This is a genomic window from Nocardioides aquaticus (assembly GCF_018459925.1).
Taxonomy (GTDB): Bacteria; Actinomycetota; Actinomycetes; order Propionibacteriales; family Nocardioidaceae; genus Nocardioides; species Nocardioides aquaticus.
In genome coordinates this window covers 3265734-3289037 of the sequence record NZ_CP075371.1, presented here as the reverse complement: position 1 = coordinate 3289037, position 23304 = coordinate 3265734, and the positions used below count along the sequence as shown (strand labels likewise).

Annotated in this window: 21 protein-coding genes; 11 read left to right on the top strand and 10 right to left on the bottom strand. The window is 72.9% G+C overall.

Annotated features, from left to right (window positions below):
- Nucleotides 1-41: 41 nt before the first annotated feature.
- Both ENKNEFLB_RS15870 and ENKNEFLB_RS15865 read left to right on the top strand, forming a co-directional pair.
- Nucleotides 42-1709, top strand: a complete 1668-nt coding sequence (locus tag ENKNEFLB_RS15870) for a DUF3352 domain-containing protein (RefSeq protein WP_214056283.1) — start codon at nt 42-44, stop codon at nt 1707-1709.
- A 560-nt stretch (nt 1710-2269) separates the two neighbouring features.
- Nucleotides 2270-3679, top strand: a complete 1410-nt coding sequence (locus ENKNEFLB_RS15865; RefSeq protein ID WP_214056282.1) for a recombinase family protein — start codon at nt 2270-2272, stop codon at nt 3677-3679.
- A 188-nt stretch (nt 3680-3867) separates the two neighbouring features.
- On the opposite strand, the gene ENKNEFLB_RS15860 is transcribed toward ENKNEFLB_RS15865, so the two are convergent.
- The 7 genes from ENKNEFLB_RS15860 to ENKNEFLB_RS15830 form a co-directional block, all read right to left on the bottom strand.
- Complete coding sequence (locus ENKNEFLB_RS15860; RefSeq protein ID WP_214056281.1) at nt 3868-4587, bottom strand: rolling circle replication-associated protein; 720 nt, start codon at nt 4585-4587, stop codon at nt 3868-3870.
- Nucleotides 4588-5011: 424 nt separating this feature from the next.
- Nucleotides 5012-5899, bottom strand: a complete 888-nt coding sequence (locus ENKNEFLB_RS15855) for a hypothetical protein (protein WP_214056280.1) — start codon at nt 5897-5899, stop codon at nt 5012-5014.
- A 421-nt stretch (nt 5900-6320) separates the two neighbouring features.
- The gene (locus tag ENKNEFLB_RS15850; RefSeq protein ID WP_214056279.1) at nt 6321-7511 is read right to left on the bottom strand and encodes a DUF222 domain-containing protein; all 1191 of its coding nucleotides are present in this window, start codon (nt 7509-7511) and stop codon (nt 6321-6323) included.
- Nucleotides 7512-7679: 168 nt separating this feature from the next.
- Nucleotides 7680-8096, bottom strand: coding sequence for a Cys-tRNA(Pro) deacylase (ybaK, locus tag ENKNEFLB_RS15845; protein WP_214059522.1), 417 nt, complete (start codon nt 8094-8096; stop codon nt 7680-7682).
- A gap of 72 nt (nt 8097-8168) precedes the next feature.
- Nucleotides 8169-8834 carry an LON peptidase substrate-binding domain-containing protein gene (locus ENKNEFLB_RS15840; protein WP_214056278.1) on the bottom strand — a complete coding sequence of 222 codons (666 nt, stop codon included), beginning with the start codon at nt 8832-8834 and terminating at the stop codon, nt 8169-8171.
- Between the two features lie 9 nt (nt 8835-8843).
- Nucleotides 8844-9905 carry an S-adenosylmethionine:tRNA ribosyltransferase-isomerase gene (locus ENKNEFLB_RS15835; protein ID WP_214056277.1) on the bottom strand — a complete coding sequence of 354 codons (1062 nt, stop codon included), beginning with the start codon at nt 9903-9905 and terminating at the stop codon, nt 8844-8846.
- A gap of 11 nt (nt 9906-9916) precedes the next feature.
- Nucleotides 9917-10657: an SDR family NAD(P)-dependent oxidoreductase gene (locus ENKNEFLB_RS15830; RefSeq protein WP_214056276.1), complete on the bottom strand. Its 741-nt coding sequence runs from the start codon at nt 10655-10657 to the stop codon at nt 9917-9919.
- Nucleotides 10658-10733: 76 nt separating this feature from the next.
- Here ENKNEFLB_RS15830 and soxR point away from each other — a divergent pair, with 76 nt between their 5' ends.
- From soxR to hisF, 7 genes are all read left to right on the top strand, one after another.
- Nucleotides 10734-11231, top strand: coding sequence for a redox-sensitive transcriptional activator SoxR (soxR, locus tag ENKNEFLB_RS15825; RefSeq protein WP_214056275.1), 498 nt, complete (start codon nt 10734-10736; stop codon nt 11229-11231).
- 10 nt (nt 11232-11241) lie between these two features.
- Nucleotides 11242-12558, top strand: a complete 1317-nt coding sequence (gene hisD, locus ENKNEFLB_RS15820) for a histidinol dehydrogenase (protein ID WP_214056274.1) — start codon at nt 11242-11244, stop codon at nt 12556-12558.
- Between the two features lie 7 nt (nt 12559-12565).
- Nucleotides 12566-13720, top strand: a complete 1155-nt coding sequence (locus ENKNEFLB_RS15815; protein ID WP_214056273.1) for a histidinol-phosphate transaminase — start codon at nt 12566-12568, stop codon at nt 13718-13720.
- Nucleotides 13717-14331 carry an imidazoleglycerol-phosphate dehydratase HisB gene (hisB, locus tag ENKNEFLB_RS15810; protein ID WP_160008087.1) on the top strand — a complete coding sequence of 205 codons (615 nt, stop codon included), beginning with the start codon at nt 13717-13719 and terminating at the stop codon, nt 14329-14331. The genes ENKNEFLB_RS15815 and hisB overlap by 4 nt, the downstream gene beginning before the upstream one ends.
- 38 nt (nt 14332-14369) lie before the next feature.
- Entirely contained in the window at nt 14370-15002 is a 633-nt protein-coding gene (gene hisH / locus ENKNEFLB_RS15805; RefSeq protein WP_214056272.1) for an imidazole glycerol phosphate synthase subunit HisH, read from the top strand.
- Between the two features lie 67 nt (nt 15003-15069).
- Entirely contained in the window at nt 15070-15831 is a 762-nt protein-coding gene (priA, locus tag ENKNEFLB_RS15800) for a bifunctional 1-(5-phosphoribosyl)-5-((5-phosphoribosylamino)methylideneamino)imidazole-4-carboxamide isomerase/phosphoribosylanthranilate isomerase PriA (RefSeq protein ID WP_214056271.1), read from the top strand.
- Entirely contained in the window at nt 15828-16637 is an 810-nt protein-coding gene (hisF, locus tag ENKNEFLB_RS15795) for an imidazole glycerol phosphate synthase subunit HisF (RefSeq protein WP_214056270.1), read from the top strand. The genes priA and hisF overlap by 4 nt, the downstream gene beginning before the upstream one ends.
- 177 nt (nt 16638-16814) lie before the next feature.
- Here the strand turns inward: hisF and ENKNEFLB_RS15790 are convergent, their stop codons facing one another.
- The 3 genes from ENKNEFLB_RS15790 to ENKNEFLB_RS15780 are packed head-to-tail and all read right to left on the bottom strand — an operon-like array spanning nt 16815 to nt 18810.
- Nucleotides 16815-17465: a TIGR03085 family metal-binding protein gene (locus ENKNEFLB_RS15790; protein ID WP_214056269.1), complete on the bottom strand. Its 651-nt coding sequence runs from the start codon at nt 17463-17465 to the stop codon at nt 16815-16817.
- A gap of 20 nt (nt 17466-17485) precedes the next feature.
- Complete coding sequence (locus tag ENKNEFLB_RS15785; protein ID WP_214056268.1) at nt 17486-18208, bottom strand: zf-HC2 domain-containing protein; 723 nt, start codon at nt 18206-18208, stop codon at nt 17486-17488.
- Nucleotides 18205-18810 carry a sigma-70 family RNA polymerase sigma factor gene (locus tag ENKNEFLB_RS15780; protein WP_246535591.1) on the bottom strand — a complete coding sequence of 202 codons (606 nt, stop codon included), beginning with the start codon at nt 18808-18810 and terminating at the stop codon, nt 18205-18207. Before ENKNEFLB_RS15780 ends, ENKNEFLB_RS15785 begins: the two co-directional genes overlap by 4 nt.
- A gap of 310 nt (nt 18811-19120) precedes the next feature.
- On the opposite strand from ENKNEFLB_RS15780, the gene ENKNEFLB_RS15775 reads away from it, so the two are divergent.
- Complete coding sequence (locus ENKNEFLB_RS15775; protein WP_214056267.1) at nt 19121-21358, top strand: beta strand repeat-containing protein; 2238 nt, start codon at nt 19121-19123, stop codon at nt 21356-21358.
- 115 nt (nt 21359-21473) lie between these two features.
- Nucleotides 21474-23303, top strand: coding sequence for an ABC transporter ATP-binding protein (locus ENKNEFLB_RS15770; protein WP_214056266.1), 1830 nt, complete (start codon nt 21474-21476; stop codon nt 23301-23303).
- Nucleotide 23304 lies beyond the last annotated feature (1 nt).

The following is a 23304-nucleotide window of genomic DNA, read 5'->3' as shown; positions in this document are numbered from 1 at the left end:
TGCGTCACGCACCTCGTCACCGACCCGCCCGGGAGCACCTCGTGTCCAGCACCCCGCCCTCCGACAGCCCCACCCCGCCGCGCGGCGAGACCCTCGAGCAGGGCGCCGGGAGCCCGGTGGGACCCACCCGTTCCTCCGGCGGCCGCAAGAGGCTGGCCGTCCTCGGCGTCGGCGGCGTGGCCGCGCTGGCGCTGGCCGGCGGCGGCACCTGGGCCGCGATGAGCTTCTTCGGCACCGGCGACCAGGCCGCCCAGGCGCTGCCCGCGAGCACGGTGGGCTACCTCTCGGTCGACCTCGACCCGAGCGGGGAGCAGAAGCTCGAGGCGCTGCGGACGCTGCAGAAGTTCCCGGCGTTCACCGACGAGGTCGACATCGACTCCGAGGACGACCTCCGCCGCGTGATCGGTGAGGAGGTCCTGGCCGAGAACGAGTGCGGCCTGGACTACGACGACGACGTGGCCCCGTGGATCGGCGAGCGGTTCGCCGTCGCGGCGGTCGACCTCGGCGAGGAGACCCCCTCGCCGGTTGTGGTGATGCAGGTCTCCGACGCCGGCGAGGCCGAGTCCGCGCTGGGCTCCGCGATCCAGGAGTGCGCCGACGGTGAGGGCGGTCTGGCCGTCGACGGCGACTGGGCGCTGCTGGCCGAGGACGACGACACCGCCGAGGAGGTCCTGGCCCTGACCGGCGAGGGCTCCCTGGCCGACGACGAGGACTTCACCCGCTGGACCGAGGAGGCCGGCGAGCCGGGCGTCATCTCGGGCTACCTGGCCCCCGAGGCGGGTCCGCTGCTGGCGAAGCTGGCCGAGGAGGGTGGCGCGATCCCGGCCGAGGCCCTCGGCGACCCGATGTCCGACCCTGCCGCGGACCCGTCCGCGCTGGCGGTGACGCCCGGCGTCCCGCCCCAGCTCACCGAGGCGCTGGCCGACTTCGAGGGCGCGGCGATGACCGTGCGGTTCTCCGACGGCGCCGTGGAGGTCGAGACCGCGGTCGACGGCGGCGCGTCGCCGGCCGCGGCGATGCTCGGCAACGACCGGGGCGCCTCGGCGATGTCGTCGCTGCCCGAGGACACCGTCGCCGCCTTCGGCGTCGGGTTCCAGGACGGCTGGTTCGAGGAGGTCGTGGCCTACGCGGACGAGGTGATCTCCGACGGCGGCAGCACGGTCAGCGACCAGCTGGAGGCCGCCGAGGAGGCGACCGGCCTGACCCTGCCGGAGGACGTCGAGACCCTCTTCGGCGACTCCGCCACGGTCTCGCTGGGCAGCGGTGCCGACCTGGCGTCGGTCTTCGCGAGCGAGGACCTTTCCGCACTCCCCGTGGCGGTCAAGGTCCAGGGTGAGCCCGACGAGATCGAGCAGGTGCTGGAGAAGCTGCGCTCGGCCGCGGGCGGGGAGCCGGCCGCGGAGACCTTCCTGGCCAGCGACGCCGAGGGCGACGCCCTGGTCGTCGGCCCGAACGCCGACTACCGCGCCGACGTCGTCGGCGACGGCGGCCTCGGCGGGTCGGAGGTTTTCGAGGAGGTCGTCCCGAACGTCGACGAGGCCGGCGCGGTGCTCTTCGTGAACTTCGACGGGCTCGAGTCCGTCGCCGAGGCGCTCTCCGGCGGGGACCCGATGGTCACCGAGAACCTCGCCCCCCTCAGCGGGCTGGGCGTCTCGGCCTACGCCGACGACGAGGTCTCCCACACCGTGGTGCGCCTCACCACGGACTGACCCCGCTCCACCGGCCGCACCACCGGCCCACCGACGTCCCCCACCCGGGACGCACCGGTGGGCCGGTGTGCGTCCGGCCCCGCCGAGATGACGCTTCCGGACAGCCGAGGTGACGCTCGCGGACAGCCGAGATGACACTCGCGGACAGGACGGTGCCCGGAGGTCGAGGAGCAAGCGAAGCGTCGCCGGTGGTCGAGGAGCGAGCGAAGCGAGCGTCACGAGACCGGGGCGGTGGGGTCGATGGGTAGATCGCAGCCATCAGGTGAGTGCGATCTACCCATTGACGCGGCGTGCGGCACCCTGCGGTCAAGGGCGCGACCCTGCGGTCGAGGGCGCGCAGCACCCGGTGGTCGACGGCGCGCGGAACCGGTGGTCGAGGAGCGAGCGAAGCGAGCGTCACGAGACCCCGGCCCGCCGAACGGGTCGGCCTATGTCCTGCGGTGGAAGGTGACCTTGTTGTCGGGATTGATGGTCATCTCGTAGGCGGGGTCGTGGGCCCGGGCGTGGTGGTGGGGACAGAGCAGGCGTCCGTCGCTGTTACGTCGCTAATGTGACCCCTCGTGACGACCCCTCGCGCGGCAGCGATCTACGCCCGGATCTCCAGCGACCCCGGAGCGACCCATGCCGGGGTCGAGCGGCAGCTCACAGACTGCCGCAAGAAAGCCGAAGCCCTGGGTTGGGGCATCGGTGGGGAGTACGTCGACAACGACCTGTCGGCCTACTCCGGCAAGCACCGCCCCGAGTACGCCCGGATGATGACCGACCTGGCCGACGGGCTCCTCGACGCCGTGGTCGTCTACAACCTCGACCGCCTCACCAGACGCCCCAGCGAGCTAGAGACGTTCCATGACGCGATCCAGGCAGCAGGTGTCGCCCACGTCCAGTTCGTGACGGGTGAGGCCAACATGCTCACCGACGACGGTCTGTTACAGACACGCATCCTGGGCGCGTTCGCTGCGAAGGAGTCGGCCAACATCAGCCGCCGGGTACGCCGCAAGGTCGAGGAAGTCGCAGCCCAGGGACGGCCCCACGGCGGAGCCCGCCCGTTTGGCTACGAGGACGACAAGATCGGCATCCGAGAGACCGAGGCCGGGGTGTACCGGCAGCTCGTGGCGCGGTTCCTGGCCGGGGAATCGACCCGGTCGCTCGCAAACTGGCTCAACGACCAGGGCATCCCCACCGTGACCGGCAAGACGTGGACCACCACCACGATCAAGGGGATGTTGATCAACCCCCGCTATGTCGGTCTACGCGCCCACCGAGGGACCGTCGTCGGACGCGCCGTGTGGGAACCCCTCATTACTGACGAGGACCACCGCCGCATCCTGGCCAAGTTTGCGGCCAAGAAGACCAGCGGCAGACGGGTGCCCCAGCGCTACCTGCTGTCCGGGATGCTGCGGTGCGGCAAGTGCGGCAACACCCTGTTCTCCAGCGCCAGGACCGAGCGCGGCAAGACCACGCGACGCTACGTCTGTTCCTCTGGTCCCGACCACGGGGGCTGCGGGAAACTCACCATCGCCGCAGCCCCCGTCGAGGACTTGATTGCGAACTTCGTGCTGTACCGCCTCGACACCCCCGAGCTGGCCGACACCCTCGCCGGACGATCCAGCGCCGATGCCCGTACCCAGGAACTCACTACCGCCCTGGACGCGGACACCCAGCAGCTAGAGGACCTGGCCCTGGCCTACGCCAACCGCGACATCTCCATGCGGGAATGGATGACCGCCAAGAAGCCCATCACCCAGCGACTCGAGGCCACCCAACGTCAGCTAGCCGCCGTCACCCGCACCAGCGCCCTGACCGGGATTGTCGGCGACGGCGCCGAGCTACGCCGAACGTGGGACACCCTCAACCTCGGACGGCAGAACGCGATCGTCGCCGCCCTGGTCGACCGCCTCACGATCGGCCCCGGGCAACCCGGCGCCCGTGCCGTCGACCCCCACCGGATCAGCGTGCAGTGGCGACACTGAGCTAGCTGGGACCGCCCCGGTGGAGGGGCGGGTGCCGCTCCGCTTGCGCCCCCGTCCCTCCACCGGCCCGGAACCCAGCAGGACCCCGACCCGCCGCAGCACTGTGGGATCGGTGACCTTCACCGGCACCCCCTGCGCAGCACAGGACGCAGCCACCCAGGACGCCAACAGCTCCGGTGGGACTTGGCTCAGCCCCACGCGAACCAGACCGCCGGCGGAGCCTTCCACTCCTCAGCCTCATCCGAGGACCACGACACCGACGGCGCGAAACCCATGATCTCCACGGCCTTAGCCAGCGCCTCGTACGACGTGCGCCCACTCAGCCGGATCACCGGAGGCTGGAACCCCTGCGCCACCTCGTAGCGGTGCAGCCCCAGCAGCCGCTCGGCTGAATCGGACCCGAACGTCTTCGTCACGTACTTCGACAGGTACCCGGCAGCGACCCGGGCCTCCTGCCAGGTCGTCGTGCCGACCGAGAGGTCTGAGAGACGCTTGATATGGACGAATCCGCGACCCCAGGCCTCGTTGATCATCGAGCGTGGGACGAACTGGCCGACCGCGAAGTGCACGTGCAGCCCGTGGCCGCTCTTGTGCCACTCCGGCACCCACACATACGGCAGCGGGTCACCACCCAGGCTCGCGCGGAGCTTGCGGAAGAACTCAGCGACGTCCAAGCGGAGTTGCGCCGGATCGTGACACCCCGACCCGCGATAGGTCAGCGTCCCGAGACGGTTCAGACGGCTGTGGGCGCAGTAGGTGCGGAGCTTCTTCTTCGCCCTGCGCCCGGCCTCGACACGGGACCTGTCCGGATCAGCAGCAGCCCCGGGCGGCACCCAGGCCGACGCCGGACGGTACGAGGGAACGAACGACCCGCCAGCCTCACCGGCGGTCGGGTACAGGTTCAGCACCCACCCAGCGTCGGGACGGGTCAGGAACGAGAAATCAGAAGAACCATGCGGCATTGAGAGCTCCGAAGGCGTGGAGGGACTAGGAAGTCCCGTCCAGCTGCACCACTCGCCGTAATCACGGGCCTGCTGCTGGCTGACCCGTGCGACGCCGGGGGCGAAAATCCCCGGTCGCTCACCCCATTGCGGCTCTCCCGCATGCCTTCGGACGACCAGACCATAACCACAGCCAGCCTGCCGTGTCACGAGGCCGTCCGAAACTGCAGACCGGCGGCTGGCGGCCCGGGCAGGGCGGCACGCACCCCCAACCGCGCTCCTTCGTCGCGCGCCCGGGGCCCCTGCGACCCGAGAGCCGCCCCCACCCACCCGGGCCGCCACCCACCTCGGAGGCGAACTGAGGTCACCCGAGTTACGTTGCTACTTCAAGTCAAGCGGCGCCGACGAGGCCTCCGGCAATAGCCCCAACGAGTGCCGACACGCCCGAGGCAGCAGTGACTACCGCAATCACCCGCGTGTCGAACCGAGATGATGCGTCAGCGAGAGCCTCGCGCGCCAATGTCGAATCGATGGCATCGATGGCCGCTTCATCATCGGAGTAATCATACTGAAACAGGGGCTCAATGGGGTTATCTCGGATGCGATCTTTAAAACGCCGCCTATCCTCGTCCCAACTTTGCCGCATCACCTCGATTGCCGCAACTGACAGCCAAACGTCCCCCATCGCCTTCCGGCTCTTTTTCCTCCAACCACGCATGGCGAGCCGCCGTCGCATTTGCTCCCGCCATTTCAGGACAGGAATTGAGTGATGCTTCTGGCGCATTGCCAGCATTGACGAAAGCCTGCTGTTTGTTATGGAGGACAGGTCCCGAATTCGGCGCGCATTATTCTTGTACTCAGCAAAGAGCCAGAAGTAGTAGTGAGCACGGCGGTACCACGAAGCAAGCTCGTCATCGATGGACTGCAGTTCATCGTGATCGACAACTAGCAAGCCGTGACCGGTGGTTCGGTGCTGATCGCTGGACTTCACATGGAGTGCATCTGTGTGGGTGAACAGATTCTGGCAGCCAGGACTACATGCTTGAACGTAGACGTCGGCTGCGCACTTCTCAGCAGCCTCGGTGAGAATTTCTGCTACTACGCGACCGGCTGCCCTGGACACTCGCTTATCGGACTGCTGCTCCCACATTACAAGCAGGAAAACACCATCCCAGGCTACGTAGTAATTTCCAGACGGGAAGTCAGTTTCTCCACTGAATTCCTTCTGAGCCTGCCTAGAGACGGCTACTTGAAAATAGATTGGATCGGAGAAGTTCACGGAATGAAAGTGGTCGCTGCCATACAGGGCCTCTTCAGCCTGGGAATCCGAGCGAACCCGGGGGTACTTATCCGACCTCTGCGAAGCGTGTGCACGATGAGGCGGGCGGTCGAAGTCCTTTACTCGACTATCCAATTTTAGTGCATCGCAGAGGTTGCCGAGGATCTCCTCAGTTCCTCGTAAGTCGTTGCAGTCAGTTCGCAACATAACTAGTCCCTGCCTCGCCGCGAACGCCTTGCCCGGGACGGCTGGCTCTTTGACAACGACAGAGGCGCCCTCTGTCGCGGGTGCATCCGGCGCCGACTCGGCCACTACTGATTTCAAGACGCCCCCAAGATCGCTCACAGTCACTTCCGGGGCCGATCGTAGTTGTTGGCCCGTCAAGTTGTCTCGATCGACATTGGAAGAATGAGAGGGTTGTTTAATGACTTGTCGGGTCCTGGAGATCGGTCTTGCCGCCCTTGGAGACCCAGGTGTCGTGATGGAAATGGCACAGGTAGGCGGGCCAGTCACAGCCTCTGGCGGTGCACGTCGTGTCACGCAGCGCGATCGCGATCCGTTGCGGGGTGGAGAACAACCGCTTGCCGTCGCCGAGGTCGAGGATCTCCCCGTCGCCGCCGAGGACGACCGGGATGATCTCGGCCTCGCACGCCAGACGCCGCAGCTGCGCGACCGTCATCTCCCCACCGGTGTCCAGGGTGGCGGTCCCGAGGCCGTCCTGGAGATCCTTGAGGAACGTCGCGACCACGACCGTCGCGGACGTCCCGCCGACCTTCGGTGCGCTCGTGCGGGGGTAGTTCTCGATGAGCTCGCAGAACGCCTCACCCAGCTTCTGCGCCGACGGGCGGCCCTTGACCCACTCCCGCTTCCCACCCTCGGGGTCGTCGCTGGCGGGGGTGCAGTTGACGTGGCCAGGGGCAGCGAACCCGTGGAGGAGCTTCTGCAGCATCTTCCCCTGGGTCTCAGGGATGGTGAACCGGCCGTGGGCTGATCCGTGCCCGTCGAAGGACAGTGTGAACCTGCGCTTCTGGGCGGCCTTGGCCTCGGCTTCCTCGAGCCTCTTGCGGTCGATCTCCTCGCCGACCTGCGGTGCGATCAGGGTCAGGATGTGCGCGCCGAGCTGCTTGAGCTCGGTGGGAGCGAACTCGACGGCGTAGGCGACCAGTGCCTCCTCGGCCTGGACCAGGAGGGCTGCGTCGAGGTCGTCGGGGAGGTCCTCAAGTGCGTTGACCACGACCCGGACCTGGTCGGCGTTCATCACACCAGTGGCCAACGCGTCCCGCACACGATGCCACCGGGACTCCAGGGCGGTGGCCAGCTTCACCTGGGCGGCGGTGACGTTCTTGCGGGACCGAGTGGCGTTCGCGGCCCAGACGCCGGCCGAGGTGCACCCGGTGTCGGAGCCGACGGCGACCTCTTCGGCGTGGGCGAGGACGGCGTACTCGTAGGCCGCGAGGCGCGACTTCAGCTCGGACAGGGCCACGATCGTCTGCCGGGTGGTGGCGGCGTCCAACGCGAACAGCGGCCGCTCCGCCAACGCCGTCAGGCTCGCCGCGAGGGCGCGGACACTGCACGGGACGGGGTGCCCGCTGGTGTCCTTGGTCGTGGCCATGGATCAATCCAAGCACTCGCCACCGACAGCCCTGGGCCGTTTCCACAGTTCAGAGGCGGTTCTGCACGACCTAGACGGCTACATTCGATCAAACGTTCAGTAACAGTTTCGGGAGGTCTCGAGACGCTCGCTGCGCTCGCTCCTCGACCACCGGGGCCGCTTCGCGCGTCAGCGGCCGACGGGGGCCACCGTCGCGCCGGTGAGCCGGACCAGGTCCGCCGGGGCGAGGCCCACGTCCAGGCCGCGGCGACCCGCCGAGACGTAGACGCGGTCGTGGTCGAGCGCGGAGGCGTCGACGACGGTCCGAAGGCGGCGGCGCTGGCCGAGCGGCGAGATCCCGCCGCGGACGTACCCCGAGCTGCGCTCGGCGGCGACCGGGTCGGCCATCCGGGCCCGGGAGGCGCCGACCGCCCGGGCGAGCGCCTTCAGGTCGAGCTCGCCGGTCACCGGGACGACCGCGACGACAAGCACCCCGTCGGTCTCGGCGACGAGCGTCTTCAGCACGACGGCGGGGTCCAGCCCGAGCGCGTCCGCGGCCTCGAGCCCGTAGGAGGCGGCGCGGGGGTCGTGCTCGTAGGGGTGCAGCGTGTGCTCGACCCCGCGGCGTCGAGCACGACGGTCGCCGGGGTGCCCCCGCCCCGCCTGCGCGCCACGGGCCTAGTTGGGCGACCAGCGGGTGCGGGCCACGTCGGTGGCCGGCAATGAGGGGATCACGTTCATCGCCCGCAGCTCCGCGCGGAGCAGGTCGGTGACCATGGTCAGCCGTGCTGCGGTGTCCTCGGCCTCGAGCAGCGCCTGCCGCTCCGAGAGGGGCAGCGGGGCGCAGGCGGCCAGGGTCCACGACAGGTAGGTCGCGTCACGGGGGAGCGTGCCCTCGTACGGGTCGCTGCGGATCTGCGAGAGGGCCTCGCGGTAGGCGGTGAAGATCGCGCGTGCACGCACCAGCTGCTCGTCGGCCACCGGGGCGGTGCCCTCCGGCCGGTCGACGACGTGGCCGACGGGGAACTCGCCGGTCGTGTCGAGGTGCTGCAGCTCGAACCGGTCGACGCCGACCGCGACCACGTCGAAGGTGCCGTCGGGGTGCGCCTCGACGTCGGTGAGGCGCACCCGGCAGCCGACCCGGTAGAGCGACTGCGCGCCGTGGTCGCCGACCTCGTACCCCTCGCGGATGGCCACCGACCCGAAGAACCGCTCGGTGGGGTCCTCGACCCGCAGCAGGTGGTGCACCAGGGCGCGGTAGCGGTCCTCGAAGACGGTGAGGGGGACCTGGAGGCCCGGGTAGATCACCGAGCCCAGCGGGAACATCGGCAGCGTGGGGGACACGCGCCGAACCTACCCGTGCCGGCCACCCTCACGGTGCGGCAGGAGCAGGGCGCTGTCGCCGAACTCGTGCCAGAGGTACCCCGCGGCGGTGGCGGCGTCGTACGCCTCCTGCGCCAGCGCCGCGCCGGCCACCGCCTCGACCAGCAGCAGGTGGGAGGCCAGGGGGTCGTGCCAGCCGGTGACCAGGCCGTCGACGACGCGGGGCGGGTCGGCCGGGGTGACAACACGGTGCGTCCACCCCTGCGCCGCGACCACGCGCCCGTACAGGTCGGTGGACGACTCCAGCGCCCGGGTGACCGTCGTGCCGACGGCGACGACGCGCCCGCCCCCGGACCGGGTGGCGGCGACCAGCCGTGCCGTCGTGGCCGGTACGGAGAACCACTCGGGGGCCGGGCCCTCGCCGGCCTCCTGGGAGGACAGGCCGGTGTGCAGGGTGACCGGGGCGACGGCGACGCCGCGCAGGAGGAGCCGGAGGACCAGGTCGGAGGTGAACGGCCGACCGGCCGAGGGCATCTCGGCGCTGCCGGGACGCGAGGCGAAGACGGTCTGGTAGTCGTCCAGCGCGTAGCCGCGGTCGAGGTAGCCGTAGGCCACCGGTCGTCCGTGCTCGCGCAGGTGGGCGACCAGGTCGCCCTCGACCCGGGCGCGCCAGAGCCGTGTCGCTCCGTCCGCCGGCGGTCGGCCGTCGCTCGGGGCCACCAGGACCAGGCCGACGCCCCCGGCACGGACGACGTCGCCGGCGGCCGCGTCCAGGACGGGGCGGGCGGCGTCGGGTGCGGTGCGCAGCTCGACCAGCGGCTCGGCGGGGGTGCGTCCCGCGGCGACGTGCAGCACGACCGGGCCGCGTCCGACCAGCACGGCGTCGGCCTCGGCGGCGGTGGTCGCGGAGTCGTTGACCACCAGCAGGTCTCCGGGGTCGAGGTGGTCGGGCAGGTCGCGGAAGCGGGCGTGGGTGACGCCACCCGGCGTGGCCACGAGGAGCCGTACGAGGTCCCGCACGCCCCCGCGGTGCTCCACCGGCGCGGGGGCGGTGGCGGCGGCGGAGACCGGGAAGCGCGTCGTCGGTCTCACGTCGAGGCGGCTCACCGGGCCACCGGCTCGCTGGCCGGTGCCGGCAGGTCGTCCGCGCGGTAGCGCCCGCTGGGAGGTCGGTGCGACAGCAGGGCGAGCAGCCGGGGGACGACCGTGGCGGGGTCGGGTCGGTCGCTGACGTCCTCGCCGGGGAAGGCGTCCTGATGCATCCGGGTCCGCATGTCCCCGGGGTCGACGGCGTAGGCCGCGACGGACTCCTCGGCTCCCCAGGTCAGCGTCAGGTGGTCGAGGGCGGCCTTGGTGGCGGCGTACCCGCCCCAGGTGGGGTGGTGCCCGCTCACCACGTCCGATGACAGGGAGAGCAGCACGCCCCCGCTGTCGCGCAGGTGGTCCACCAGCAGCCGGGTCAGGGCGTGGGGCGCCGCGGCGTTCACCGCCCACACGGCGTCGAGGTCGGGCGGGGCGAGGTCGCGCAGGCGCCGCAGCGGCAGGGGCCCGAGGGTGCTGGCGTTGTGCGCGAGCAGGTCCAGGCGCCCGGCTCCGGCGACGGCCGCGGCCAGGCGCTCGCGGTGCGCGGGGTCGGCGACGTCACCCGCCAGCGGGCGTACTCCAGGGAGCTCGGCGAGCGGGGCCAGGGCGGCGGGGTCCCGGCCGTCGGTGACCACGGTCCAGCCCTGTGCCGCGAGGGCGGTGACGAGGGCGCGGCCGAGGCCGGCGCTGCCGCCGGTGACGACGGCGACCGGCGGGGTCGGTGCGGCGGTGGGTGTGGCGGGTGCGGCGGGTGCCGTCATGAGGGCTCCTGGGTCGGTGGGGAGGAGCGGCCCATCGTGTAAGTTGAAGTCGACTTGAGGTCAAGGAGGAGGTCCGGTGGACGGGCGGGACGAGCTCACCGTGGGCGAGGTGTGCCGACGCAGCGGGTACGCCGCCTCCGCGCTGCGCTACTACGAGGCCCAGGGCCTGGTGGAGGCCACCCGGACGGCAGGCGGGCAGCGCCGCTACCGGCGCAGCGTCCTGCGGAGGCTGGCGTTCGTCCGGGCCGCCACCCACGTGGGCCTGTCCCTGGAGGAGGTGCGCGCCGAGCTCGGACGGCTGCCGTCCGGGCGCACCCCAACCGCCGCGGACTGGGGACGCATCAGCGCGTCGTGGCGCGGCCGTCTCGAGGAGCAGATCGAGGCCCTGGAGCGGCTCCGCGACGACCTCGACTCCTGCATCGGGTGCGGGTGCCTGTCGCTGGCCCGGTGCGGCGTGGCCAACCCGGGGGACCGGGCGGCCGGGGCCGACCCACCCGGTGCGGCCTACCTGCCCGCACTGCTGCGCCGTCCGGCCCCCACCGCCGGTGCGGCGGGTGGGGGCCGACGACCGTAGACTCGGGCCCATGATCCGCCGCATCGACCTGCGCAGCGCCGCCACGGGCCGCGCGTCCGGCGAGCCGTTCGACTACCGGACCGCCGTGCCGCGCGCCGACTTCGACGTCGAGGCCGCCGTGCCCGCGGTGCATGCGATCTGCGAGGGCGTGCGCACCGGTGGCCTGGAGGCGGTGCTCGACTACTGCGAGCGCTTCGACGGGGTCCGGCCCGACGACATCCGGGTCCCGGCCGGTGCGGCGCAGGCCGCCCTGGACGACCTGGACCCCGCGATCCGCGCCGGCCTCGAGGAGTCGATCCGGCGTCTGCGGCTGACCTGCGAGGCCGAGCTCGAGACCGACGCGGTCACCGACCTCGGTCCCGGCGCCCGGGTCACCCATCGCAAGGTGCCGATGAACCGGGTCGGGCTCTACGTGCCCGGGGGCATCGCCCCCCTGGTCTCGAGCGTGCTGATGAACGTCGTGCCGGCCCAGGTCGCCGGCGTGCGGTCGATCGCCCTGGCCTCCCCGCCGCAGAAGGAGTTCGGCGGGAGCGTGCACCCCACGATCCTGGCCGCGTGCGCCCTGCTCGGCGTCGACGAGGTCTACACCGTCGGGGGCGCCCAGGCGATCGCGATGTTCGCCTACGGCACCGGCCCCTGCGCCCGGGTCGACTTCGTCACCGGGCCCGGCAACATCTACACCGTCACCGCCAAGCGACTCCTCAAGGGCCTGGTCGGCATCGACTCCGAGGCCGGCCCCACCGAGATCGGCATCCTGGCCGACGACACCGCCGACGCCGCCTACGTCGCCGCGGACCTGGTCAGCCAGGCCGAGCACGACCCGCTGGCCTCCGCCGTGCTGGTGACGCCCTCGGAGCGCCTGGCCGACGAGGTCGAGCTCGAGCTGGACAAGCAGGTCTTCGCCACCCGCCACGTCGAGCGGGTGCGGACCGCGCTGACCGGCGTGCAGTCGGCGGTCGTGCTCGTCGACGACCTCGAGCAGGGCCTGGCCGTCGTCGACGCCCACGCCGCCGAGCACCTCGAGATCCAGACCGAGGACGCCGCCGGGTGGGCCGCGCGGGTCACCAACGCCGGCGCGATCTTCGTCGGGCCCCACGCGCCGGTCTCCCTCGGCGACTACTGCGCCGGCTCCAACCACGTGCTGCCCACCGGCGGCTGCGCGTGCCACTCCTCGGGGCTCTCGGTGCGGGCCTTCACCCGCTCCGTGCACGTCGTGGACTACTCCCGCGACGCCCTGGCCGAGGTGGCCGACCACGTGGTCACCCTCGCCGAGGCCGAGGACCTGCCCGGCCACGGCGCGGCCGTCCGCGTCCGTTTCGACCGGTAGGGGCCCGGTGACGTTCCCCCCGATCCGCGAGGAGCTCCGCGGGATCGAGCCGTACGGCGCGCCGCAGCTCGACGTGCCGGTCGCGCTCAACACCAACGAGAACCCGTACGGGCCCTCCGCGGCGTGTGCCGACGACGTCGCGGCCGCGGTCCGCGAGGCCACGACCACCCTCAACCGCTACCCCGACCGCGAGCACGTCGCGCTGCGCACCGCCCTGGCGGCCTACCTCTCGCGCGACACCGTGCCCACCCGCGGGTTCGAGATCGGCGTGGAGCAGGTGTGGGCGGCCAACGGGTCCAACGAGGTGATGCTGCAGCTCCTCCAGGCCTTCGGCGGCCCGGGACGCCGCGCGCTCAGCTTCGCCCCGACCTACTCGATGTACCCCGAGTACGCCCGCGACACCTCGACGGACTGGGTCCAGGGCCACCGGGCCGAGGACTTCAGCCTCGACCTGGACCGCGCCCGGGAGACCGTCGAGCGCGAGCGGCCCTCGGTGGTGCTGCTGCCCAGCCCGAACAACCCCACCGGCACCGCCCTACCGCCGGAGGCCGTGGGGATGCTGTGCGAGGCCGCCGGGGACGGGCTGGTCGTGGTCGACGAGGCCTACACCGAGTTCCGCCGCGAGGGCACGCCCAGCGCGCTCGAGCTGCTGCCCGAGCACCGCAACCTCGTGGTCACCCGCACGATGAGCAAGGCGTTCGCGCTGGCCGGCGGCCGGGTGGGCTACCTCGCGGCCGACCCGGCGATCTGCGACGCGATCCGGGTGGTCCGGCTGCCGTACCACCTCTCCGCGGTCACGCAGGCCGTCGCGCTGGCCGCGCTGCGCCACGCCCCCGAGCTCCTGGGCCGGGTCGACGACCTGCGTCGCGAGCGCGACGCGTGCGTCGGCTGGCTGCGCGAGCAGGGGCTCACGGTGGCCGACAGCGACGCCAACTTCGTGCTCTTCGGCACCTTCGCCGACCGGCACGCCCTGTGGCAGGACCTCGTCGACCAGGGCGTGCTGATCCGCGAGACCGGCCCCGACGGCTGGCTGCGCGTGTCCATCGGCACCCCCGAGGAGATGGTGGCCTTCCGCGACGCCCTGCTGACCTCCCTCGACCGTCTCGCCGACCGCCCGGCCGGCCCGACCACCAGCACCACCGACCAAGGAGTCCCGGCATGAGCAGGACCGCGCGCCTCGAGCGCCAGACCAGCGAGTCCAAGGTGCTCGTCGAGGTCGACCTCGACGGTTCCGGGCGCCACGACGTCCGTACGGGGGTCGGCTTCTACGACCACATGCTGATCTCCTTCGCCCGGCACGCCCTGGTCGACCTGACGGTGCACAGCGAGGGCGACACCCACATCGACGCCCACCACACCGTCGAGGACACCGCGATCGTGCTCGGCCAGGCGCTGCGCGAGGCGCTCGGCGACAAGCGCGGGATCCGCCGCTTCGGCGACGCCACCGTGCCGCTCGACGAGGCCCTCGTGCAGGCCGTCGTCGACGTGTCCGGGCGCCCGTACTGCGTGCACACCGGCGAGCCCGAGGGCCAGCAGTACGTCTCGCTCGGCGGCGGGGGAGGGGGCGTGGCCTACCTCGGCTCGCTGACCCAGCACGTCTTCGAGACGATCGCCTTCCACGGCCACCTCGCGCTGCACGTGCGCGTGCTCGCCGGCCGCGAGCCCCACCACCTGGTGGAGACCCAGTTCAAGGCCTTCGCCCGGGCCTTCCGAGACGCCGTCGCGATCGACCCCCGCGAGAGCGGCGTGCCCTCGACCAAGGGCGCGCTCTGAGCGCCACCGGCGCCACCGACTCCGGCGGGCGCCCGGAGGTGGTGGTGCTCGACTACGGCTCGGGCAACCTCCGCTCCGCGGTGCGCGCGATGGAGCGGGCCGGCGCCTCGGTGACGCTCACCGCCGACCTGGCGACCGCGCAGGAGGCCGACGGCCTCGTGGTGCCCGGGGTCGGCGCGTTCGCCGCCTGCATGGCCGGCATCCGCGCGATCAAGGGCGAGCGCGCCATCGGTCGCCGGCTGGCCGGCGGGCGGCCAGTGCTGGGGATCTGCGTCGGGATGCAGGTGCTGTTCGAGCGCGGCATCGAGCACGGCGTCGAGACCGAGGGCTGCGACGAGTGGCCCGGCGTGGTCGAGCGGCTGCAGGCCCCCGTGGTGCCCCACATGGGCTGGAACACCGTCGAGGTCGAGCAGTCCCCGCAGACCGCGACGACCCTGTTCGAGGGCCTGGAGGACCAGCACTTCTACTTCGTGCACTCCTACGGCGTGCGCGACTGGACGCTGCGCACCGACGGCCGCACCCGCGCACCCCTGGTGCACTGGGCCGAGCACGGCGGGGACCGGTTCGTCGCCGCCGTCGAGAACGGGCCGCTCGCGGCGACCCAGTTCCACCCCGAGAAGTCCGGCGACGCGGGCGCCGCGCTGCTGCGCAACTGGGTCCGCGCGCTCTGAGCCGCCGGCCGAGCAGCCCACCCGCACCCCCGCCCGTACGACCGCAGACCCCGACCCAGGAGCACGCATGAGCCAGACCCCCGCCCGACGCCTCGAGCTGCTGCCCGCCGTCGACATCGCCGGCGGCCAGGCCGTCCAGCTGGTACAGGGCGTGGCCGGCTCCGAGAAGAGGTTCGGCGACCCGGTCGAGGCCGCGCTGCGCTGGCAGGAGGCCGGGGCGGAGTGGATCCACCTCGTCGACCTGGACGCCGCCTTCGGCCGGGGCCACAACCGCGAGCTGCAGGCCCGGATCGTCGGTGAGCTCGACATCGCCGTCGAGATGAGCGGCGGGATCCGCGACGACGCCTCGCTCGAGGCGGCGATGGCCGCGGGCTGCCGTCGGGTCAACATCGGCACCGCCGCGCTCGAGCAGCCCGAGTGGTGCGCCCGGGCGATCGCGACGTACGGCGACCGGGTCGCCGTCGGCCTCGACGTGCGCGGCCGGACGCTGGCCGCCCGCGGCTGGACGCGTGAAGGCGGGGACCTCTACGACGTGCTCGCCCGCCTCGACGGCGAGGGCTGTGCGCGCTACGTGGTCACCGACGTCAACAAGGACGGGATGCTCCAGGGCCCCAACCTCGACCTCCTCCGCGAGGTCTGCGCCGCCACCGACCGCCCGGTCGTGGCGTCGGGCGGGATCACCGAGCTGGCCGACCTCGAGGCCCTGACGGGCCTGGTCGGTGACGGCGTCGAGGGCGCCATCGTCGGCACCGCGCTCTACGAGGGTCGCTTCACCCTCGAGGACGCCCTCGCGCTCACCTGGCCCGACCGGGCGGGCTCGGGCGCATGAGCCTCGCCGTGCGCGTCATCCCGTGCCTCGACGTCGACGGGGGCCGGGTGGTGAAGGGGATCAACTTCCTCGAGCTGCGGGACGCCGGCGATCCCGTCGAGCTGGCCCGCACCTACGACGCCGAGGGCGCCGACGAGCTGACCTTCCTCGACATCTCCGCCTCCCACGAGGGTCGGGCGACGACGATGGAGATCGTCTCGGCGACCGCCGAGCAGGTCTTCATCCCGCTGACCGTCGGCGGAGGCATCTCCTCGGTCGCCGACGTCGACCGGCTGCTGCGCGCGGGCGCCGACAAGATCGCGGTGAACACCGCCGCGATCCACCGCCCGGAGCTGGTCGCCGAGATCGCGGACCGCTACGGCAACCAGGTGCTCGTGCTCTCCGTCGACGCCCGCCGGACGGTGGACGGAGCGGGCGGGGCGGGCTCCGGCGGCTCCGGCTTCGAGGTCACCACCCACGGCGGGAGGAAGTCCGCCGGCCTCGACGCCGTGGAGTGGGCCGCGCGGGCCTGCGAGCTCGGGGCGGGGGAGATCCTGCTCAACGCGATGGACGCCGACGGCACCCAGGACGGCTTCGACCTCGACCTCATCGCCGCGGTGCGCCGGGCGGTGACCGTCCCGGTGATCGCCTCGGGCGGTGCGGGCCGGCTGGAGCACTTCCCCCCCGCGGTCGACGCCGGGGCCGACGCGGTGCTGGCGGCCACGGTCTTCCACTTCGGCACCATGCGGGTCGGTGAGGTCAAGGACTCGCTGGCCGCCGCGGGCCACCCCGTACGACGCGAGACCGCGACCGCGCCGCCGGTCTGACCCACCCGGCCGGCCCGCCCACGCCACCTCTGCTGTCACGCTGTGTTACATCATCCTCCGCGGCGACGTGACGCCGCACCAGAGGAAGTAACACAGCGTGACAGCGGGCCTGTCGGTCGCCGGCGCGCCGGCCGCCGGTCAGCCCGCCCGGTCCGGCCCGCCGGCCGAGCCCGCCCCTCAGAGCCCGAGGTCGGCGGCCCGGAGCGCGGCGACGGCCTCGTCCGGCCCCTCGACCTGCACGTCGCGGACCTGGCTGCGGCCGTAGACGAAGAGCAGCAGCTCGCTCGGGCGGCCGGTCAGCACGGCCGGGTCGCCGGACCCGGTGGCCAGGGTGGCCGACCCGGCGGCGTCGGCACGCTCGACGCGGACCGGTACGCCCGCCGGCCGCACCAGGGAGCGGCCCGCCATGGTCAGGACCCGCCACAGCACGTCCTCGTCGGCGCGCGGGAGGGCCCGCGGCGCCCAGCCCCTCGAGCCGCGGCGGAGGTCCTCGTGGTGCACGAACATCTCGGCGGTGTTGGCCAGCGCGTCCAGCGGTGCCAGCCCGAACGGGACCGGCCACGGCGAGCGCACCCGCTCCACCAGGACGGGGAAGTCCGCGCGGCCCTCCCGCTGCGTCGCCCGCTCGGTGAGGCCGGCCAGCGGGCCGACGACGATCCCGAGCGCACCGAGCGGGTGCCGCTCCCGGACCAGCAGGTGGACCACGAGGTCCCGCGCCGTCCACCCGCCGCACAGGGTCGGCGCGTCCGAGCCGACCAGGATCGCGGTGTCGCACAGCGCACGGCGCTCGCGCCGGGCCAGGGTGTCGGAGGTCCGCAGCAGGCGCATGGCTGAGGTCTACCAGATCCTCACAGCGCGGAGCGCAGCACCGTCCGCCCCTGCTCGTCGACCACGACGACCTCCTGGACGTCCTCGCGCAGCACCCCGGACTGCAGGCTGCAGCTCATCTCCGCGGCGCCGGTGCCGAGGAACCGCCCGGCCGGCTGCAGCCGGCCCTGCTCGTCGCGGAACTTCGCGCGGTAGACCGCGCCCTCGGTGAAGCCCGCCCCGTCCATCGCCAGCTCGACGCCCCAGGTGTGCGGGACCAGCCCGGCCTCGTCGACGACGAGGTCCACGTCGCCGACCTCCTCGAGCGTGATCGGCTCGTACGGCCCCGGGGCCGCCGCCGGCTCCGGCGGCGCGGTGGCACGACCGACCACGCCCCCGATGCCCACGCCGACCACCAGGACGGCCGCGGCGGCCACGACGAGCCGGGAGCGGGTACGCCCGGGGCGGGCGTGCCGGGAGGTGCGCCGGTGTGCGAGGTCGTCGGTCCGCGGCGGCTCGGCGGCGACCGCGGCCCGGATCCGTGCGCCCAGGTCGGCCGGCGGGGACGCGGGGGAGGCGAAGGTGACCGGGTCGACGCGGTCCAGCAGGGGCACGACCGAGGCCACCTCGGCCAGCTCCGCGCGGCACTCCGCGCAGCCGTCGAGGTGCGCCTGGACCCGGTCGGCCTCGGCCGCGGTCAGGTGTCCGAGCGCCAGGGACCCCAGCATCTCCCGCAGCGTCTGGTGCTCCTCACGGGAGGTCACGGGACCACCCCCATCTCGTCCATGGCCGACCGCAGCGCCTTCAATCCGTAGAACACACGACTGCGCAGGGTGCCGACCGGGATCCCCAGCTCGGCGGACACCTCGTCGTAGGGCCGCTCCTCCAGGTGGGTGCGCACGATCGCGACCCGGTGGTGCTCGGAGATCCGCCGCAGCGCCTCCTCGACCAGCCACTGGCCCACCATCTCCTCGGACGGGTCGGCCACGGTGCGCGCGCTCTCCTGGGCGGTCGGCGGGTCGACCAGCCGCTGCTGCCAGGGCCGTGCCTGCGAGGCGCGGGCGTGGTCGATCATCGCGTTCCGGGCGATGCCGAAGAGCCAGACCCGCAGCGACGCCAGGGTCGGGTCGTAGCGGTGCCCGGCGCGCCAGGCCTTGAGGAAGGTCTCCTGGGTGACGTCCTGGGCGGCGCCCGGGTCCCCGAGGCCGCGCAGCAGGAACCGGTAGATCTCGGCCCCGTGCAGCAGGTAGGCCGCGTGCACGGCCTCCTCGCTGTCGAACCCGGCCGTCACGGGGCAGTCCAGGGCGCCCTGGGCTCCCTGGGCTCCCGGGGAGCCGGCGTCGTGCCGGTCGTCCACCTCGTCCACGTCGGCCTCCGGCCCTCGTCGCGTCGCCCGTCGTCCTGGGTACGTGGCCCGCGGACGTGGCGTTCACCGGTGCCTGCGCGTGCCGGCCCGGGACGGGGCCGTCAAGGAGGTTCGGCGCGGGGGGCCGAACGGATGGGTCGACCGCCGGGTGGTCCGGACCGACTGCGACCGGGGTCCCGAGGGTGGTGAACGTCACCGGGGGCGGCGCCGTATCCACCCCCGTCCACCGAGGGCGCATGGGGCCAGCGGTGGCCGTGGCAACGGCTGCGGAGCAACGAACCTGCACGACGAGACGGAAGAGAGACCCTCGATGAGCTCACCCCGGAACCGCAAGGTCCCCTCGCTGGCAGCCTCGGCGGTGGGGGCCCTGGCCCTGGCCGGCCTGACGGTCCTGCCCGGGACGGCCTCGGCCGCGCCCGCCACCGGCGCCACCGCGACGACGGCCACCGCGGCCGCCGCGGCCGCCGCCCCGCAGGCAGGCGGGACGACCGTCGTCCGCAACGAGCGCCAGCTGCGCCGCGCGGTCCTCAAGGCCAACCGTGTCGAGGGGACGGCCACCATCCGGCTCGCGAGCTCGATCGGCTTCGGCCCCGACCGGCCGACCCGCGGCGGCGCGCTGCGCGGGGACCTCGACCTGACCGACGACCTGGTGGTCCGCGGCCGCGGCAACGCGATCGACGCCAACCAGGTCGACCGCATCTTCGACGTGCGCGACGGCGTCACCCTCCGGCTGCGTGGCGTCGTGCTCCGCAACGGCCAGGCGCCGGAGACCGAGAGCGGCGGCGCGATCCGCAGCACCGGCGGCGACGTCACCGTCCGTGGCTCGCAGGTGCTCGACAGCACCGCGAGCGGCGAGGGCGCCTCGGGTGGCGCGATCGTCAACGACCAGGGCCTGCTGACCGTCGCCCGGTCGCGGCTGCTGCGCAACACCGCCACCCGCGCCGGAGGGGCCGTCGAGGCCAACCTCGGCACCACCGTGGTGCTCGGTACGCGGATGAACTTCAACAACACCGGCGCCACCCCCGGCAACGGCGGTGCGCTGCACCTCACCGGCGCCGGTGAGGTCACCGTCACGGGCTCCTGGGTGAAGAACAACACCGCCTCGGCCGAGGGCGGCGGGCTGTGGAACTCCGCGACCGGCGACTTCACCGTCACCGGCACCGAGCTCGGCGGGAACACCGCGGCCGGCGCCGAGGCCACCAACGGTGGCGGGGCCGTCTACAACGACGGCGGCACGCTGACGGTCAGCGACTCGCGGATGATGAACAACGAGGCGACCGGCGCGGCCGGGTCCGGCGGCGCCCTGCTGGCGGTGGGCGCCGGCGACGTCCGCGTCGAGAACTCCGAGCTGGTCGGCAACACCGCGCCCCGCGCCGGCGGGGCGATCGAGGTCGCCGACGGCGTGGTCGAGGTGTGGAGGTCCGAGCTTGTCGGCAACTCCACCGGGTCCGCTCCCGGCAACGGCGGCGCCCTGCACGCGACGGCCGCCACCTCCGAGGTCCGGGTGCTCCGGTCCAGGGTGTCCGGCAACACCGCCTCCTCCGAGGGCGGGGGCCTGTGGAACAGCGCGGGCGCCACCATGGAGGTGCGCGGCAGCGTCTTCACCGAGAACGTCGCCGAGGGTGACGAGGCCGACAACGGCGGCGGCGCGCTGTTCAACAACGGCGGGACCCTGCAGGTGACCCGCTCCGACATCGACCGCAACGTCGCGAACGGTACCAACGGCTCGGGCGGCGGCATCCTGACCGACGGGGGGACCCTCGAGGTCACCCAGACCGACATCACCGACAACACGGCCGTCCGGGCCGGCGGCGGGATCGAGGCCGACATCGGTGACACCACGGTCTCCCAGTCGCTGCTCGACGGCAACAGCACGGGGTCCACGCCGGGCAACGGCGGCGGCCTGCACCTGACCGGCGCCGGCACCGTCGCGGTGGAGAACAGCAGCGTGACCGGCAACACCGCCAGCAACGAGGGCGGCGGTCTGTGGAACTCCGCGACCGGCACCCTCTCGGTGACCGCGACCGAGATCGTCGGGAACACCGCCAGCGGCGCCGAGGCGAACGCCGGCGGCGGTGGCCTCTACAACGACGGCGGCCAGCTGACCGTCGACGGCTCCACGATCGACGACAACACCGCCGACGGCGCCGCCGGCTCCGGTGGTGGCGTGCTCAACGTCAACGGCACCCTGACCATGTCCGGCACCACGCTCGACGGCAACAGCGCCGTCCGCGCCGGTGGCGGCATCGAGACCAACGTCGGTCAGGTCACCCTGACGAACGTCGACACGACGAACAACGACACCGGCGCCAACCCCGGCAACGGTGGCGGGCTGCACGTCACCGCCGGAGCCACCGTGCTCTGGACCGGCGGCACCGTCACCGGCAACGACGCGGCGGCGCAGGGCGGCGGGCTGTGGAACAGCGACACCGGCAGCATCACCGCCACCGGCCTCACCGTCGAGGGCAACACCGCCCCGGAGGGTCCGGAGTTCTACAACGTCGGCGGCCCGTTCGTCCTCAACGGCACCCCGGTGCCCCCGAGCTGAGCCGGATCCCCCGACCGGACCAGCCACGCCCCCGTCGACCGCGAGGTCGTCGGGGGCGTGCGGCGTCCGGCCCCGGTACGCCGGGGTGTCGGCGCCCCGACGTAGGTTGACGAGCGTGAGCACGACTGCCCCGGAGGGACGCGGATCGACCACCGCGGGCCTGAAGGTGGTCGGGGTGGCGATCCGTCGCGAGCCCTGGATCTTCACCCTCTCCACCCTCGGCAGCGTGCTGTTCGGGGCGCTGACCGTGGCCGACGCGTGGGTGCTGGGATGGGCCACGGACGAGGTCGTGCTGCCGGCCTTCCGCACCGGCGAGACCGACACCGCGATGCTGTGGGCGGTGCTGGCGCTCTTCGTCGGGGTGGCGATCCTGCGGGCCGTCGGCATCGTCGCCCGGCGGCTGGGTGCGGGCATCATGCAGTACCGGATGCAGGCGCGGACCCGCCGCGCGGTCACCCGTCAGTACCTCCGGCTGCCGCTCGAGTGGCACCAGCGGCACCCCACCGGCCAGCTGCTCTCCAACGCCAACGCCGACGTCGAGGCCGCCTGGTCACCGATCGCGCCGCTGCCGATGGCCGTCGGGACGCTGGCGATGATGGCGATCGCCGTCGTGCAGATGCTGCTGGCCGACCTCGTGCTCGCGGTGGTCGGCATCCTGGTCTTCCCCGCCGTCCTGCTCGTCAACGTCGTCTACCAGCGCCGCGCGCAGGGCTGGGCCACCCAGGCCCAGCGGCTGCGCGCCGAGCTCTCCGAGGTCGCGCACGAGTCCTTCGACGGCGCCATGGTCGTCAAGACCCTGGGCCGCGAGGGCGAGGAGACCGCCCGCTTCGAGGCCAAGGCCCGCGAGCTGCGGGAGACCAACATCCGCGTCGGCCGGATCCGGGCCGGCTTCGACCCGGTCCTGGCCGCGCTGCCCAGCCTCGGCGTCCTGGTCGTGCTGACCGTCGGCGTCTCCCGGGTGCTGTCCGGGGCCACGGCCGCCGGTGACGTGGTGACGGTGGCCTACCTGCTGACCATCGTGTCCTTCCCGATCCGCTCGCTGGGCTGGGTGCTGGGGGAGTTCCCGCGCAGCGTCGTGGGCTACGAGCGGGTCCGCGCGGTCCTGGACGCCACCGGCGAGATGTCCTACGGCGACGCGGTGGTCCCGGCCTCCGCCGCAGGCGCCGGGGTGCGCCTCGAGGTGGACGACCTCGTCCACCACCACCACGCCGACCGCCCCCTGCTGCGCGGGGTCGACTTCACCGTCGAGCCCGGCCGCTCGGTGGCCCTGGTCGGCGCGACCGCGTCCGGCAAGAGCACGCTGACCAGCCTGCTGACGCGCCTGGTCGACCCGCGTGCGGGCGCCGTCCGCGTCGACGGCGTCGACCTCCGCGACCTCGCGCCGGGCGAGCTGGCCCGCACCATCGCCGTCGTGCCGCAGTCGGCGTTCCTCTTCGACGACACCGTGCGCGGCAACGTCACCCTCGGTCTCGACGTCGACGACGACGCCGTCTGGGCCGCGCTGCGCACCGCCCAGGCCGACGGCTTCGTGTCCGCGCTGCCCGACGGGCTCGACGCCCGCCTCGGCGAGCGCGGCACCAGCCTGTCGGGAGGGCAGCGGCAGCGGATCTCGCTGGCCCGCGCCCTGGTGCGGCGGCCGCGGCTGCTCGTCCTCGACGACGCCACCTCCGCGGTCGACCCCGAGGTCGAGGCCCGCATCCTCGGAGCCCTGCGCGACGGCACCGCCCCCGGCGGCGGGGCGGAGGCCACCACCCTGGTGGTCGTCGCCTACCGCAAGGCCACCATCGCCCTGGCCGACGAGGTGCTGCACCTCGACGACGGGGTGGTGGCCGACCGCGGCCCGCACGCCGCGCTGCTGCGCCGCTCCCCGTCGTACGCCGCCCTGGTCAACGCCTACGAGGACGACCGGGCCGAGCCCGCCGCGCAGGGGGTGGGCGCCCCGTGAG